Origin of the sequence: Nocardiopsis sp. NPDC058789 (assembly GCF_042745575.1) — a bacterium.
GTDB lineage: Bacteria > Actinomycetota > Actinomycetes > Streptosporangiales > Streptosporangiaceae > Nocardiopsis > Nocardiopsis eucommiae.
The window spans coordinates 85462-99738 of sequence record NZ_JBHYOW010000009.1 but is presented as its reverse complement, the minus strand read 5'-3'; the positions used below and the strand labels follow the sequence as shown (position 1 = coordinate 99738).

Annotated in this window: 11 protein-coding genes and 1 pseudogene; 7 read left to right on the top strand and 5 right to left on the bottom strand. The window is 72.6% G+C overall.

The window, feature by feature from the left end:
* Window positions 1–119: 119 nt before the first annotated feature.
* On the bottom strand, window positions 120–677 hold the full coding sequence (gene def, locus ACFW3L_RS15315) for a peptide deformylase (RefSeq protein WP_378740681.1): 558 nt from the start codon (window positions 675–677) through the stop codon (window positions 120–122).
* Window positions 678–720: 43 nt separating this feature from the next.
* On the bottom strand, window positions 721–1533 hold the full coding sequence (locus ACFW3L_RS15310) for an aminoglycoside adenylyltransferase domain-containing protein (RefSeq protein ID WP_378740678.1): 813 nt from the start codon (window positions 1531–1533) through the stop codon (window positions 721–723).
* 750 nt (window positions 1534–2283) lie between these two features.
* Here ACFW3L_RS15310 and ACFW3L_RS15305 point away from each other — a divergent pair.
* Window positions 2284–2961 (top strand): sirohydrochlorin chelatase, encoded by a 678-nt coding sequence (locus ACFW3L_RS15305; protein ID WP_378740675.1) that lies wholly within the window; start codon window positions 2284–2286, stop codon window positions 2959–2961.
* 220 nt (window positions 2962–3181) lie between these two features.
* Window positions 3182–4105, top strand: a complete 924-nt coding sequence (locus ACFW3L_RS15300) for an aminoglycoside phosphotransferase family protein (RefSeq protein WP_378740673.1) — start codon at window positions 3182–3184, stop codon at window positions 4103–4105.
* 197 nt (window positions 4106–4302) lie between these two features.
* Here ACFW3L_RS15300 and ACFW3L_RS15295 read toward each other — a convergent pair whose 3' ends face one another.
* Complete coding sequence (locus ACFW3L_RS15295) at window positions 4303–4980, bottom strand: response regulator (protein ID WP_378740671.1); 678 nt, start codon at window positions 4978–4980, stop codon at window positions 4303–4305.
* A pseudogene (locus ACFW3L_RS15290) lies at window positions 4964–7496 on the bottom strand (ATP-binding protein); the annotation flags it as partial. The gene ACFW3L_RS15295 and the pseudogene ACFW3L_RS15290, both read right to left, overlap by 17 nt.
* Before the next feature lie 151 nt (window positions 7497–7647).
* Here ACFW3L_RS15290 and ACFW3L_RS15285 point away from each other — a divergent pair.
* Window positions 7648–8616, top strand: coding sequence for a hypothetical protein (locus ACFW3L_RS15285; RefSeq protein ID WP_378740669.1), 969 nt, complete (start codon window positions 7648–7650; stop codon window positions 8614–8616).
* A 60-nt stretch (window positions 8617–8676) separates the two neighbouring features.
* Here the strand turns inward: ACFW3L_RS15285 and ACFW3L_RS15280 are convergent, their stop codons facing one another.
* On the bottom strand, window positions 8677–10317 hold the full coding sequence (locus tag ACFW3L_RS15280) for an FAD-binding oxidoreductase (protein ID WP_378740667.1): 1641 nt from the start codon (window positions 10315–10317) through the stop codon (window positions 8677–8679).
* Between the two features lie 17 nt (window positions 10318–10334).
* On the opposite strand from ACFW3L_RS15280, the gene ACFW3L_RS15275 reads away from it, so the two are divergent.
* From ACFW3L_RS15275 to ACFW3L_RS15260, 4 genes are all read left to right on the top strand, one after another.
* Window positions 10335–10913 (top strand): TetR/AcrR family transcriptional regulator, encoded by a 579-nt coding sequence (locus tag ACFW3L_RS15275; RefSeq protein WP_378740665.1) that lies wholly within the window; start codon window positions 10335–10337, stop codon window positions 10911–10913.
* A gap of 56 nt (window positions 10914–10969) precedes the next feature.
* Window positions 10970–12502, top strand: a complete 1533-nt coding sequence (locus tag ACFW3L_RS15270; RefSeq protein ID WP_378741028.1) for a glycerol-3-phosphate dehydrogenase/oxidase — start codon at window positions 10970–10972, stop codon at window positions 12500–12502.
* Between the two features lie 180 nt (window positions 12503–12682).
* Window positions 12683–13234 carry an ATP-binding protein gene (locus tag ACFW3L_RS15265; protein ID WP_378740662.1) on the top strand — a complete coding sequence of 184 codons (552 nt, stop codon included), beginning with the start codon at window positions 12683–12685 and terminating at the stop codon, window positions 13232–13234.
* A 142-nt stretch (window positions 13235–13376) separates the two neighbouring features.
* Entirely contained in the window at window positions 13377–14267 is an 891-nt protein-coding gene (locus tag ACFW3L_RS15260) for a bile acid:sodium symporter family protein (protein WP_378740660.1), read from the top strand.
* Window positions 14268–14277 lie beyond the last annotated feature (10 nt).

The following is a 14277-nucleotide window of genomic DNA, read 5'->3' as shown; positions in this document are numbered from 1 at the left end:
GCGGACCATACGAGGTCTCGGTGATACGTGCACAGTGAGTTGACTCGCGTTGCTGTGGGGGTTGAGCGGGGGTCTGTCCAGAAGATACCCGGACCGGGTGACCGCACCGAACGCCCGGGTCAGGCTCTGCCGCCGAACGCGCTGGGCAGGCTGACGGAGGTCGAGGGGGCGGGCGTCTCCGAGGGCAGGAACCAGTCGGAGCGACGGATGTCACGCAGGGCCCGCTTGCGGGTCTCGGCGTCCAGCCGGTCGATGTAGAGCATGCCGTCCAGGTGGTCGGTCTCGTGCTGGAGGCACTGCGCCATCAGTCCGGTGCCCTCGACGGTGATCGGCTCGTTGCGCAGGTCCACGCCCCGGACCACGGCGCGCTGGGCGCGGCGGCTCCGGTACCAGAGCCGGGGGATGGACAGGCAGCCCTCGTCGCAGTCCTGGAGCTCCTCGGAGAGTTCGACGATCTCGGGGTTGATCACGTACCCGGTACGGCCCTCGACGTCGTAGCTGAACACCCGTGATCCGACCCCGATCTGGGTGGCGGCCACCCCGGCGCGCCCGGGGGCGTCCACGGTGTCGAGGAGGTCGCGGACCAGCTTCTCCGTGCGCTGGTCGAAGGTGGTCACGGGTGCGGTCCGGGTCACGAGGACGGGGTCGCCGAAGCGGACGATGGGGCGCATGGTCATGCCCCCAGATTAGTTGCCCGGCCCGGTGGGCGGACCGGTGGGCTCAGGTGGCCAGACCCGGCCGGAGGGACTCGTCCAGGACCATCTCGATGTAGTCGAGGGCGGCGCGGCGGCGGGCCAGGGCGCTCTCGTACAGGGAGGGGGCCTGGACCCCGCGCCGGACGCGCAGGCACTCGTTGACGATGCGCTGCCAGCGGTCGGGGAAGGCGTGCAGGGCGTACAGGCCCGCCCCGGACTTGGAGGTGATCTCCCCGGTCTTCAGGGTGAAGTGCAGGCGGCTGACGCTGAGCACGCTCCAGGAGGGGGCCAGCGAGCCGAGGACGGCCAGGCCGCGCGGGGTGACCAGGCGTCCGGCCTTCTCCCGCCAACGGCGCCAGTGCTCGTCGAGGGAGCCGAGGGACCAGGTGCGCAGGCTCTCCGGCTCGTCCCACACGTCCAGTTCGGTCGGGTGCGGGCCGCGTACGGTGACACCCCGGTCGGCCAGGACGTGCCAGGTCACCGGGTTGACGTCGACGGAGGCGCGGTCGCGGAACCGGCCGTTGATGACGGAGGGGACGGGGCCGCAGTCCGAGGGGTCGCGGTTGAGCTCGTCCCAGGTGACGTGGACGCCGTTGAACTGGGGGCGGGGGACCTCGCTCCGGGTGCGCGCGTGTACGCGGCGCAGGGCGTCCAGGTCCTCCCGCTCGGCGCGGCGGCCGGTCACGATGACGAAGTCGACGTCGCTGGTGTGCGGGCGGAAGTCGCCGAGGGCGACCGAACCGGTCAGGTAGAGGCCCTGGACCAGGCCGGGGGCCTCCTGGTCGGCGTTGGCGAGGAAAGCCTGGGTCAGCGTCTGCACCCGAGGGTGGACGGCCATGCTCAACTCCAGTCTGGGACGGCTCGGTGGTCTGCGGTGGTGGTCCGTACGGTGGGGCGGGCGGCCCCGTCGCGCTGTGGGGAGGTCCACCGGTGTAGCGGTGGGACAGCGGGACGCTGGTGGGACGGGAGGTCCCTGCCATTTGCCTCCCAGTGTGCTTCGGGTGCGGGGGTATCGCAAGTGATCACGCCGGACTCGCACCCTGTCTCCCCACGTCAAGTGGTGTGCGGTTCTGCGGGAGAGGGGGAGTGCGCACCCTTGACAACAGGGCTCCCCCTGTGGCATAGGACGGCCGCGCCAAGGGCGACGCGCGGGGTGAACGCGCGCATTCCGTGGCACGTGCATCCGGCTCGTGCATTCGCCTCGGCCGTCCATTCACGCTGGATTTCTCTGGAGAGGTCGGGGGAAAGTTCCGAGTGGAACCCGCGTGGTGGGCGAGAAAACGGGACCCGGTTCCCTGTGGGTTTTCCCGGTGCGCGTATTCACGTGTCACACGAGGTCAGTGGGGATGAAGGGAAAGGTCGTGAGTTCCACTCCCGAGTTCTGGAGACGCACGCCACTCTCTGTTGAAGTGGACACGCGTCCTCCTGTGGTGGATTGTTATGATTCACCAAGACTTCCCCTGGTGATAACCATCACAGCCATTGTCCACTGTTTTCCTCCGCGTAACACCGGGGCGCATCCCCGAAACCCCGCCTCCCTACGCTCGGTGGTCAAGGCTGACGCCTCTGCGATCCCAAGGAGCCGATCATGGTCCCCACGATGGTTCTCGTTGCCGACGACTCGCGAGACGCCCACCGGCGCGAGGCCCTGCGCGGGCTGGCCGAGGCGGTGGCCGAGCGCGGCGAGGCGCCGGTCTCGGCGGCCTTCGGCAGTCCGGACGAGGTCAGGGCGGCGATCCGCGCCGTCCGCGGCCCCAAGGTGCTGGTGCCGGCCTTCGTCGCGGGGGGCGACGTCGCCAGCGCCCACCTGCTCACCCAACTGGACCTCGGCCGCATGGAGGACTCCTGCCAGACGTCGCCCCTGGGAGCGGTCCCGTCCATCGTCGCGGACCTCGCCGGTCGGCTCGCCGACTCCGGGCGCAGGCCCGACGACGGCGTGGTCCTGGCGGCCGACGGCACCACCGGCACCGAGGAGCGTCAGGTGGTCATGGACGTGGCCCGGATGCTGAGCCGCCGACTCTCCACCCCGGTCCAGGTGGGCTACCTGCGCACCTGGGCCCCCACCGTGCTCGACGCCGTCGCGCGGTTGCGCCGTGACGGGCACGACCAGGTCGCGGTGGCCGCCTGGAGACTGGTCGACGGACCCGACTTCGACCTGCTCCGCCGACTCGACGCCACGGCGATCACCGCTCCGCTCTGGCCCTCCGAACTGGTCGTGGACACGCTCCTCGCCCAGCACCGTGCGGCCAAGGGACGCCTCACCTGACGTGCGGGCGTCGTGGCCCGGCGTGATCTCACCGCCGCGAACAGCCACGACGCCGTTACCGTCGCCGTGAGGATGGGTATGTGCCCCACGGGCGGGAACTCCCCGCACCCGCGACGCGGCGGCGGTGCGGCCACGGCCCCCGCACGAGGTACCGAACGTCAACCCGGTGCGCGACCCCCTCCACGGCGGGCACCGGCGTGAGCGAACCGAAGGTGGATGTATGAACGACGGAACAGCGCAGTTCGTCGACGACCGGCAGCGTCGCCGCCTGGAACGGCGTTTCGGGGGCCACGTCACCGAGTGGCTCGCGGAGCTGCCCGCGATCGTCGAGAAGCTGACCTCCGAGTGGGGACTGACCGTCGAGGGCCCCGCCCCGCACGGGCGCACCTCCGTCGTCCTCTACGTGCGCCGCTCCGACGGCGGCGAGGGGGTCCTCAAGATCTCCCCGGACAGCGGCCTCTCGGTCTCCGAGGCCGGCCTCCTGCGCATGTGGGCGCCCTCGCGGCGCGTCCCCGACGTGTGGGGGGTGGACGCCGACCGGGGTGCCTTCCTGATGGAGCGGGTCGAGGGGCACACGGTGGCGTCCACCGGTGTGGTCCCGTCCATGGAGACCATCGGCGGCCTCATCGCGGAGCTCCACGCCGTGGAGGTCGGCCCGGCCGAACGCAGGGAACTGCGCCCGCTCAGCGCCCGGGTGCAGTTCGTGTTCGAGATGTGGGGACGAGAGCGCGAGGAGGGCGCAGCGGCGGACATCGTCCCGGCCCCCGTGATGCACCGGGGCGCGGCCAACGCGCGCGACCTGGCCCACGGCGAGGTCGACGTCGTCCCGCTCCACGGTGACCTGCACCCCGGCAACGTGATCGACGGCGGGGAGCGCGGGCTGGTCGTCCTCGATCCGCGCGCCTGCCTGGGTGACGGCGCGGCGGACGCGGTCGACTGGGCGGTGTGGAGGGCCGCCGACGTGGCCGAGGTGGAACGGCGCGTGGACGCGCTCGCGCGGGCGATGTCGGTGGACGCGAACCGGTTGATGGAGTGGGTGCGCGCCTTCGCCCCCTGCTTCGCGGTGGCCAAGGCCAACCGGGGGCAGACCGACTCGGTGGAGTTCGACCTGATGATGGACCTGTGCGGAGCCGCCGCACCCTGACCTCCTCCCGGAGGCCCCGCCCGCGCGGTCGCGGGTGGGGCGGTCCGGCGCTCATCGCCCCGGGACCGGTGGTCAGAGCACGGTCAGCACCACCGGCCCCTCCCGGGCCACCCCGACGTGCTCGAACGGCCGCCCCTCCTCAGGGGCCCCGTACGCCCCGCGTCGACCACGGGGCGCCGCCGCGCGGCACGGGGGGCTCAGCCCTCTCTCTCGAAGCGGTAGCCGCGACCGGCCTCGGTGATGAGGTGGCGCGGGTGGGAGGGGTCGGGTTCGAGCTTGCGGCGCAGCTGGGCCAGGTAGACCCGCAGGTAGTTGGTCTCGTTCTGGTAGTTGGGTCCCCACACGTCGTGCAGGATCTGGCGCTGGCTCACCAGCTGTCCGGCGTTGCGGGCCAGGAGCTCCAGGATGTGCCACTCCGTGGGGGTGAGCCGCACCTCCTCGCCGTCCCGGGTCACGCGCTTGGCGCCCAGGTCCACGTCGAAGGAGTCGGTGTGTACCACCGGGGCCTCCTCGGTGGGGACCGCGCGGCGCTCGGCGGCCCGCATCCGGGCCAGCAGTTCGTCCATCCCGAACGGCTTGGTCACGTAGTCGTCCGCCCCCAGGTCGAGGCAACGCACCTTCTCCCCGGCGGAGTGCCGGGCGGAGAGCACGATGATCGGCACCTGCGACCAGCCGCGCAGGCGTTGGATGACCTCGACGCCCTCCATGTCCGGCAGCCCGAGGTCCAGGAGCACCACGTGGGGGTGCCGCTCCGAGGCCAGGCGCAGCGCGCTCTCACCGTCCGGAGCGGTGTCCACGTCGTAGCCGCGCGCCCTCAGATTGATTCGCATCGCCCGGATGATCTGCACGTCGTCGTCGACGACCAGGACCCGCATGCCGCTCCTCACTCGTCCGCCTCGTCCACCGCACGCAGGGTGAACACCATGGTCAGTCCGCCGCCCGGGGTGTCCTCGGGGGCCAGGGTGCCGTGCATCGCCTCAACGAAACCACGCGCCACAGCCAGCCCGAGCCCCACCCCGGTGCCCTGGGGGGCGTCCCCGAGGCGTTGGAAGGCTTCGAACATCCGCTGTTTGGCCTCGTCCGAGACGCCCGGCCCCCGGTCCACCACACGCAGTTGGACGCTGTCGCCGTGCGCGCTGGCCGCCACCAGGACCGGGATCCGGGGATCGGGGTTGTACCGCACGGCGTTCGTGACCACGTTGGCCACGGCCCGGTCGAGCAGGCCCGCGTCCACGCGTACCCGGGGCAGGCCGTCCGGGACGTCCACCACGACCGCGTCGCCCGGCACCCCCAGGAGCGTCGCGGGGATCACCTCCTCCAGCGCCACCGGCCGGAGCTGCGGCCGCACGCTGTCGGTCTGCACCCGGCTCATGTCCAGGAGGTTGCCGATGAGCCGGTTCAGCCGGTCCGCCGACTCCTCGACGGTCTCCAGCAGCTCCGCCCGGTCCTCCTCGGAGAGCTGGATGTCCGTGGCCCGCAGGCTGGACACGCTCGCCTTGATGGACGTCAGGGGTGTGCGCAGGTCGTGCGAGACCGCCGCCAGCAGCGCGGTGCGTATGCGGTTGCCCGCCACCTGACCGCGCGCCTCGGCGGCGTCCCAGGCCAGCCGCTGGTGCTCCATGGCGATCCCCACGTGCGTGGCGAAGGCCTCCATCACGCCCCTGTCGGCCGCGGGCAGCACCCGGCCGCGCAGTGCCAGGGCCACGGTGTCGGAGACCGCCACCAGGGCGTCCGCCTCCTCGGGCGCCTCGCAGGCCGGCGCGCCCACGCTGTGCACCGGGTACCAGCGCCCGTCGTCCAGGCGCTCCAGCAGCGTCGCCGAGCGCTGCCCGAAGGTCTCCCGGATCCGTCGCAGCAGCGCCTGCAGCGGTTCGTTCCCGGAGAGCACGCTCGCCGCCAGGAGGGCGACGGCGTCCGCCTCGGCCCGGGCGCGCAGGGCCTGGGACGACCGCCGGGCGGCCATCTCGACCATGACCGCCACCAGGCCGCCCACCAGGATGAACGCCGTCATCGACAGGAAGTTGTCGAGCGACACCGAGGGCCGCCCGTGCAGCGGCGACAGCAGCACCGTGAGCAGGACCGCGCTCCACAGCGCCGAGGCCAGCGCGGGCCGCAGCCCGCCGACGGCCGCCGTGGCCACGGTGATCAGCAACAGGAACAGCGGGTCCGCGGCCGGTCCCACCTCGGAGAAGACCGGCAGGGCGAGCACCAGGGTGACCAGGGGAGGGGCCATCAGGGACAGCGACCACCCCCACAGCCTCCGGTGCTCGTTCAGGCCCCGGCCCGGTGCGGGCAGCGGCCAGCTCCCCCGGCCCACCTCCTCGTGCGTGACGATGTGCACGTCGATGTCACCGGACTCCCGGGCCACGATCGTGCCCACACCCGGGCCGAACACGTACTGCCAGGGCCGCCGGCGGGAGGAACCGAGGACGATCTGGGTGGCGTGGGCTCCGCGCGCGAACTCCAGCAGCGCCGAGGGCACGTCCGCCCCGACCACCTGGTGGTAGGTACCGCCGAGCTCCGCCAGCAGGTGCCGCTGCCGCAGCAGTTCTCCGGTGGGGCGCTCTCCGATCCCGCTCGGCGGCACCACGTGCACCGCCAGCAGGTGGCTCGGCTGGGGGCGGCCGCCGCGTGAGCGGGCCGCGACCCGGGCGGCGCGGCGGATCAGGGTCTCACCCTCCGGGCCCCCGGTGAGCGCCACCACGACCCGCTCCCGGGCCTCCCAGGTGTCGCGGATCTCGTGCTCGCCCAGGTAGTGGCTGAGCCCCTCCTCGACCCGGTCAGCGGTCCAGAGCAGGGCGAGTTCGCGCAGGGCCGCCAGGTTCCCCTCGCGGTAGTAGTCGGCCAGCGCGGCGTCCACCCGCTCGGCGGGGTGCAGGTCGCCGTGGGCCATCCGGCGGCGCAACTCCTGGGGTGTGGCGTCGACCAGCTCGATCTCGGCGGCGGCGCGCACCACCCGGTCGGGGACCGTGTACTCGGGCCGGACCCCGGTGATCTGGTGGACCACGTCGTAGAGGGAGTCCAGGTGGTGGATGCCCACGGTGGCCAGGACGTCGATCCCCGCCGACAGGAGTTCCTCCACGTCCTGCCAGCGGGTGGGGTTGGGGGAGCCGGGCTCGTTGGGCCGGGCGAGGTCGTCCACCAGGACCAGCCGGGGCGCGCGGGTGATCACGGCGGCGGTGTCCACCGCCCCCGTGGACAGGGGCGGGACGGTCTCCAGACCCTCCAACAGCGCGGAGGTCTGGGCGCGGCGGTGGGTGTGGACCGCGCCGACCACCACGTCGGTCCCGCGTTCGGCCCGGCGGCGTGCCTCGGCCAGCGCGTGGTGCGTGCTCCCCACCCCGGGGGCCGAACCCAGGTGGATACGGAGTGTTCCTTTCACGTGTCCCATTGTGGGTGCCCGGAGCCGCGAACGCCGTCGTTCGGATGTGATCCCGGCGACCCTGGGTGACCGAAAGAGGACGCGGGCAGATTCCTCACGTCCTGTGTCCGGTAGAACTTGAAGGGCCCGATTTCCACGGATCAGACCACGAGGTACCCCCATGGGACAGCCCCCGCCCCCGAACGGCCCGCAGGGCCCCTACCCCGGCCAGCAGCCCCAGGGGCCGCCGCACGGGTACGGGCAGCAGCCGCCCCAGGGTCCTCCCGGCCAGTTCCCCCCGCAGGGGATGCCCCCTCAGGGTCCGCCACCCGGGTACGGCCACGGGTACGGACAGCAGCCGCCCCAGGGTCCGCCCCCGGGTTTCGGTCAGCAACCTCCCCAGGGTCCTCCTGGCCAGTTCCCGCCGCCGGGGATGCCTCCCCAGGGCCCGCCGCCCGGCTACGGTCCGCCGGGCGCCCCCAGGAAGAGGACCGGTCTGATCGTCGGCGGCGCGATCGGCGCCGTGGTACTGGTCGCGGCCATCGGCGGCGTGGTGATCGCGCTCAACTCCAGCTCGGTGTACACCGCCATGCCGAACGACTGCGCCGAGGCCTTCGACAACGGCGTGCTGAGCCCCTTCTTCGACGGGGACGTCCCCTCGGCGTCCGGCGGCTTCGACCCTGAGGACCGGTCCATCGGAGAGTCGTTCGGCACCCTCTCGTGCTCGATCGAGTCCGACGGCGTCTACGTCGAGGTCGCCGCCGAGCTCATCGACCCCGACGACCCGGAGACCCAGCGGGACCTGGACGAGCTGTTCAGCGGGGACATGGTCAACGAGGAGCTGGGCGAGTCGTTCCCGCCCGGCGAGATCACGGAGAGGGAGGACTACGGCGTGACCTCCCAGGTGCTGTGGGACTTCGCCTCCATCGGCACCGAGAGCCTCGTGATGGCCTCGGTGGTCGAGGGCGGCGGCGACATGCTCAGCGCCTCGGGCTCCATGGGTGTCGGAGCCTTCCTCACGGACAACATCGCCGGCACCGTGGCCGTGGCCGGCGCCGGTGGCGATCGTGAGGTGCAGGACCTGTTCAACACCGTGGAGTCCGTCAGCGGTGACGTCTCCCGCCAGCTCACACGGTCGGCCGAGAAGTAGGCGCCCGCCCCGACCCCCGCACCGGGCGCGGGCCCGCTCGAAGCCCGCGCCCCGGTCGGTCTACGCCTCGGGAATGAGCTTGCCCGGGTTGAGCACACCCTCCGGGTCCAGTGCCGACTTCACCGCGCGCAGCACGTCGGTGCCCAGCGGACCCAGCTCGGCCGCCATCCACGGTCGGTGGTCGGTGCCCACGGCGTGGTGGTGGGTGATGGTGCCGCCGTTGGCCACGATCGCGTCCGAGGCCGCCCGCTTGGCGCGGTCCCACCGCGTGGCCGGGTCCTCGCCCGCCCCCGTGGCCACGGTGAAGTACAGCGAGGCGCCGGTGGCGTAGGTGTGCGAGACGTGGCACTGCACCACGGCCCCGCTCTCGTCGTCGTCCAGCGCGCCGGTCAGGGTACCCACCACGGCCGTGTACAGGGGCAGCAGGTCGCTCCAGGACGCGGCGGTCTCGAGGGTCTCGGCCAGGATCCCCGCCGACAGCAGGGTGTCGCGCAGGTACGGCGCGTGGAAGCGGGTCTCGCGCCAGTGCGCCACCGGGTCCGGCCCGAGCGGGGTGCCGCCCGCGGCCACCATGACCTCCCGGACCACGGCCGCGCGTGCCTCGACCTCGGCCTCGGTGCCCTCGAAGCCGAGCACGGCCTGGCAGCCCGGGACGGCCTCGCGCCCGCCCAGGGCCGCGTTCACGAAGGTCTCGGTCTCGTCGGACAGCCGCGCCATGGTCGGCCGGGTGTCCGACTGCGCGAGGGCGCGCAGCGCGTCCACCCCGGTGGCGTAGTCGGGGAAGGACCAGGCCTCGTCCAGGACCCGCTCCGGCCTCGGGCGGACCCGGACGGCCACCTCGGTGATGACGCCCAGTGTGCCCTCCGAGCCCACCAGCAGGCGGCGCAGGTCGGGTCCGGCGGCGGAGGCCGGGGGGCCGCCCGCGTCCAGGGTGCCGCGCGGGGTGGCGACCCGCAGGCCCACCACCATGTCCTCGAACCGTCCGTACCCGGCGGAGGCCTGCCCGCTGGAGCGTGTGGCGGCGTACCCGCCGATGGTCGCGTACTCGTAGCTCTGCGGCATGTGCCCGAGGGTGAGTCCGTGCTCGGCCAGCATCGCCTCGGCGTGCGGGGTGCGCACGCCCGCGCCGAGGACGGCGGTCAGGGACGTGGTGTCCAGGGAGACCAACCGGTTCAGGCGGCGCAGGTCGAGGGTGACGACCGCGCGGAAGCCGCCGTCGAGGGGGGAGACCCCGCCCACCACGCTGGTGCCCCCGCCGAAGGGCACCACGGCCACGCGTTCGGCCGAGCAGAGCGCCAGAACCCGCTCCACCTCCTCGTGGTCGGCCGGGTACAGCACGGCGTCGGTGGCGGTGGCGCGACCGGCCCGGCGGGCGAGGAGGTCGGGGGTGCTCTTGCCTCCCGCGTGGACGAGACGGGTGGCGTCGTCCGTGAGCACGTGCCCGGCGCCGAGGACGTCGGTGAGGGCCGCCAGCAACCGGCCGTCCAGGCGCGAGGGGGACAGCTCCACGTCCGACTCGGCGACCGGGGGCATGTCCGTGGTCCTGGTACGCAGCACCTGGGAGACCAGTTCCCGCAGTCCGGGGTCGAGCTCCTTGGCCTTGGCGGGGTCGCCCCAGGCGTACCAGCTCATGTCCGGAGCGGTGCGGGCGGTGTCAGTGAGGCTGACAACGTCGGGTTCAGTGCGAGCATCGTGGGTCATGCTCTACAGTTTTACACATGGCGTCAAAACGTAACGTAGAGGACGACATCCTCGACGCGGCGCGCGCATGCGTCGAGGCCTTCGGAGTCCGCCGCACCACCCTGACCGACGTGGCACGGCGCGCGGGGGTCAGCCGCCCCACCGTCTACCGGCGCTGGCCCGACGTGACCGCCCTGGTCGCCGACCTGCTCACCCGTGAGCTCCGACGGATCCTCGTCGCGGAGGAGGTCGGCTCCGGCGGGGCGGCGAGCATCCGCGCGCAGCTGGTCCGGCACGCCGCCAGGGTCGCCCGGGCGATGCTCGCCCACCCGCTGGTCACCCGCATCGTGGACACCGAACCCGAGCTCCTGGCCACCTACACCTTCCACCGCCTCGGCAGCAGCCACCGGGCCGCGCTCGAACTCCTCGAACCCGCCGTCGCGGAGGGACAGGCCGACGGCTCCGTGCGTGGCGGAGACCCCGCGGTGCTCGCACACCTGATCATGGTCACCGTGCAGAACACCGTCACCTCGCACCGCCTCCTCACCGACGTCCTCGACCACGACGGCCTGGTCGAGGAGCTCTCCACCCTGCTGGACGGCTACCTCCGGCCCTGAAGTACCGCCCCCGGCCCCTGCTCCCCGGCCACCCACTCTTCGGAAAGGACGCCATGATGCGTCAGCACGACCGGCCCGCATCCCTGAACGCCGCTCGGCGCGCCGCCGACCTCGCGGAACTGGAGGCACGCCCCGAGGTGGACGTCCTGGTGGTCGGCGGGGGAGTCACCGGCGCCGGAGTGGCCCTGGACGCCGCCGCGCGCGGTCTGTCCACGGTGCTCGTCGAACGCGAGGACCTGGCGTTCGGCACCAGCCGCTGGAGCTCCAAACTGGTCCACGGCGGGCTGCGCTACCTCGCCAAGGGGCAGGTCGGCATCGCCTACGAGAGCGCCCGCGAACGGGACGTCCTCATGCGCGTCACCGCCCCCCACCTGGTCCGGCCGATGCCCATGGTGGTGCCGGTCTTCCGGGAGTCCGGCCTGACCCGCTCCCTGTTCGTCCGTGCCGGGATGGGCATGGGCGACCTCCTGCGCGTGCTGTCCGGCACCCCCTCCACGGTGCTGCGCGCCCCGCGCCTCCTCACCGCCCGGCAGACCACCCGCCTGTTGCCCGGGGTACGGGCCGAGGGGCTGCTCGGCGGCATCCTGTCCTTCGACGGACAGCTCGTCGACGACGCCCGCCTGGTGGTGGGCATCGCCCGTACCGCCGCCCGCGAGGGCGCCCGGATCATCACGCGCTGCTCCGCCGAGAGCGTCAGCGCGGACGGGGTGGTCGTGCGCGACGAGACCACCGGCCGGATCATCCCGGTCCGGGCGCGCGCGGTGGTCAACGCGACCGGCGTGCACGCCGACGCCCTCGACCCCAGCGTCCGGCTGAGCCCCAGCCGGGGCACCCACCTGGTACTGGACGGGGCGAGCCTGGGCCACCCCACGGCCGCGCTCACCGTCCCTCTGGAGGGCAGCGTGAGCCGCTTCGTGTTCGCGCTTCCCCAGCCCGACGGCCGGGTCTTCGCCGGTCTCACCGACGAACCCGTGGACGGCCCCGCGGCCCGCGTCCCCGAGGTGCCCGAGGAGGACGTGGACTTCCTGCTCACCCAGTTCAACCGGGCCCTGGAGACCCGGCTGACCCGGGCGGACGTCCTCGGTTCCTTCGCGGGGCTGCGCCCGCTGCTCCAGGGGGACGGCTCCAGCGCGAACCTCTCCCGCGAGCACTCCGTCTCGGTCGCGCCCAACGGGACGGTGACCGTGGTGGGCGGCAAACTCACCACCTACCGCGCGATGGCGGAGGAGACCGTGGACACGCTCGTGGCCGCGCACCGCCTCCCCGCCGGGCCCTGCCGCACCCGCACGATCCCGCTCGTGGGCGCCGCCTCCCACGAGGAGCTCGACGGACTGGACGCACCGCGCCACCTGGTGGCCCGGTACGGGACCGAGGCGCTCGACGTGGTCGCGGAGGCCGGGGGAGACCCGGCCGCCCTGACACCGGTCGTGCGGGGCATCACCCCCGCCGAGCTCCGTTTCGGTGTCCGGCACGAGGGGGCGCTGGACGTCGCGGACCTGCTGGAACGCCGGAGCAGGCTGGCTCTGGTCGACGCCGAGCGGGAGCGCGCCGAGGACGCGGCCAAGGAGGCCCTGGCCCGGGACGAGTGACGGGAGGGGGACGGATGCGGTGAATTCGGGAACTCACCACACCGGACTCCCCTGTTCCGCGACGATGTGATCGCGTAAGGTCATACCGGTTCGAGCCCTCCCTCCCCCCTCGGACACTCCCGCAGCCGCCCCCGTTCCGGCGCGCCCGTCCACTGAGCCGCCCCGCCGAAGGAGTCAGTCATGCCCACGCTCGTTGCCGTGCCCACCCTCACCAAGAACGAGGAAGGTGTTCTCGCGAGGGTCCCGGACGAGTACCGGCACTACTTCAACGGCCGTGTCCCGGTCCCGTTCACCAAGCGCCGCTGGGAGTTCCCGGGTGAGCCCGTGAGCGTGCCGATGGTGCGCGCCTTCCTGGACACCTGCGCGGCCGGACGGGACTCCGACTACCGGTACGTCCTCACCCTGCTCGGCGCCGAGCTCGCCACCAACGCGATCCGGCACAGCAGGTCGGGGGAGCCGGGCCAGAGCTTCGTGATCCGCGTGGACCGGGGGCCGAACGGGCTGACGGTCACCTGCCGGGACAACGGGACCCCCCTCAACGCGCTGAGAGACGAGGGGGGTCAGCTGTTCGCCTCGCCCCCCGAGGACCGACTCACCGCCGAGGACGGGCGGGGACTGGCGCTGATCGACAGCTTCGCCACCACGTGGGGGGACAACGGACATCCCAGCATCCGCAAGGTGTGGTTCCACCTGGCCTACGACATGACCGGGAGCTCCTGGCCCGCCGCCTGACCTGGAGCGGAGGGGGCCCTGGTCTTGTCAGTCCGGGTGACCCGTGCCACTATCTCCTCCTTGTAGGCAGCTTTGTGGCGCAGGTCACGCGGCCGCCCCCACCACCCGTGCCGCCCCCGCGGCCCTCCCCCAAGGTGCCCCCATGGACTCCGCCCTCACGACGGTCGGCCTGCCGGTCGCCCTCGGCGTCATCATGCTCGGACTGGGACTGTCACTGACCGTCCGCGACTTCACCCGGCTGCTCGCCATGCCCTGGACCATCGTCCTGGTCCTGGGCTGCCAGATCGTCCTGCTGCCCCTCTTCTGCTTCGGCCTCGTCCTGCTGTTCGTCACCCGCTTCGACCTCTCGCCGCTGCTGGCGGTAGGCATGATGATGATGGCCGCGTCCCCCGGCGGCACCACCGCGAGCCTGTACAGCTACCTGTTCAAGGGCAACGTCGCGCTCAACATCTCGCTGACCGCGATCAACTCGCTCACCGCCATGGTCACCCTGCCGCTGGTCACCGGCTTCTCCCTCGGCTACTTCACCGAGGGCGGGACCATCGGCCTCCAGACCGACAAGATGGTCCAGGTCTTCGCGGTCATCCTCGTCCCCGTCGCCCTCGGCATGCTCGTCCGAGCGAAGCTGACCTCCTTCGCGGAGCGCATGGAGAAGCCCGTCAAGCTCGGCTCCGTCCTCGTGCTGGTCGCCGTCATCGTGGGTGCCATCGCCGCCGAGTGGGCCAACCTGCCGGAGTACATCGTCTCGGTCGGCCTGATGGTCCTGGTCTTCAACGTGGTGAGTCTCGTCATCGGCTACTGGGCGCCGCGCCTGGTCGGTACCGAGCGACCCGAGGCCGTCGCCTCCTGCATGGAGATCGGCCTGCACAACACCACGCTGTCGCTCACCATCGCCGTCACCGTCCTCAACAGCACCGAGATCGCCATCCCCTCGGCGGTCTACGGTGTGCTGATGTTCTTCACCGCGGCGGCGGCGGGCGCCCTGCTGAACCGGCGCGGCGCCCGGGAGGACCGGGCGGCCCGGGCCGCCTGACCCGGGCGGA

What these genes read in the sequence shown, in the direction of transcription:
- ACFW3L_RS15295 (WP_378740671.1), bottom strand. Translation starts at nt 4,980, where the DNA reads ATGCGGGTCCTGGTCGTCGACGACGACGTGCAGATCATCCGGGCGATG.
- ACFW3L_RS15275 (WP_378740665.1), top strand. Translation starts at nt 10,335, where the DNA reads ATGGCGTCAAAACGTAACGTAGAGGACGACATCCTCGACGCGGCGCGC.
- ACFW3L_RS15305 (WP_378740675.1), top strand. Translation starts at nt 2,284, where the DNA reads ATGGTCCCCACGATGGTTCTCGTTGCCGACGACTCGCGAGACGCCCAC.
- ACFW3L_RS15260 (WP_378740660.1), top strand. Translation starts at nt 13,377, where the DNA reads ATGGACTCCGCCCTCACGACGGTCGGCCTGCCGGTCGCCCTCGGCGTC.
- def (WP_378740681.1), bottom strand. Translation starts at nt 677, where the DNA reads ATGACCATGCGCCCCATCGTCCGCTTCGGCGACCCCGTCCTCGTGACC.
- ACFW3L_RS15285 (WP_378740669.1), top strand. Translation starts at nt 7,648, where the DNA reads ATGGGACAGCCCCCGCCCCCGAACGGCCCGCAGGGCCCCTACCCCGGC.
- ACFW3L_RS15300 (WP_378740673.1), top strand. Translation starts at nt 3,182, where the DNA reads ATGAACGACGGAACAGCGCAGTTCGTCGACGACCGGCAGCGTCGCCGC.
- ACFW3L_RS15270 (WP_378741028.1), top strand. Translation starts at nt 10,970, where the DNA reads ATGCGTCAGCACGACCGGCCCGCATCCCTGAACGCCGCTCGGCGCGCC.
- ACFW3L_RS15265 (WP_378740662.1), top strand. Translation starts at nt 12,683, where the DNA reads ATGCCCACGCTCGTTGCCGTGCCCACCCTCACCAAGAACGAGGAAGGT.
- ACFW3L_RS15310 (WP_378740678.1), bottom strand. Translation starts at nt 1,533, where the DNA reads ATGGCCGTCCACCCTCGGGTGCAGACGCTGACCCAGGCTTTCCTCGCC.
- ACFW3L_RS15280 (WP_378740667.1), bottom strand. Translation starts at nt 10,317, where the DNA reads ATGACCCACGATGCTCGCACTGAACCCGACGTTGTCAGCCTCACTGAC.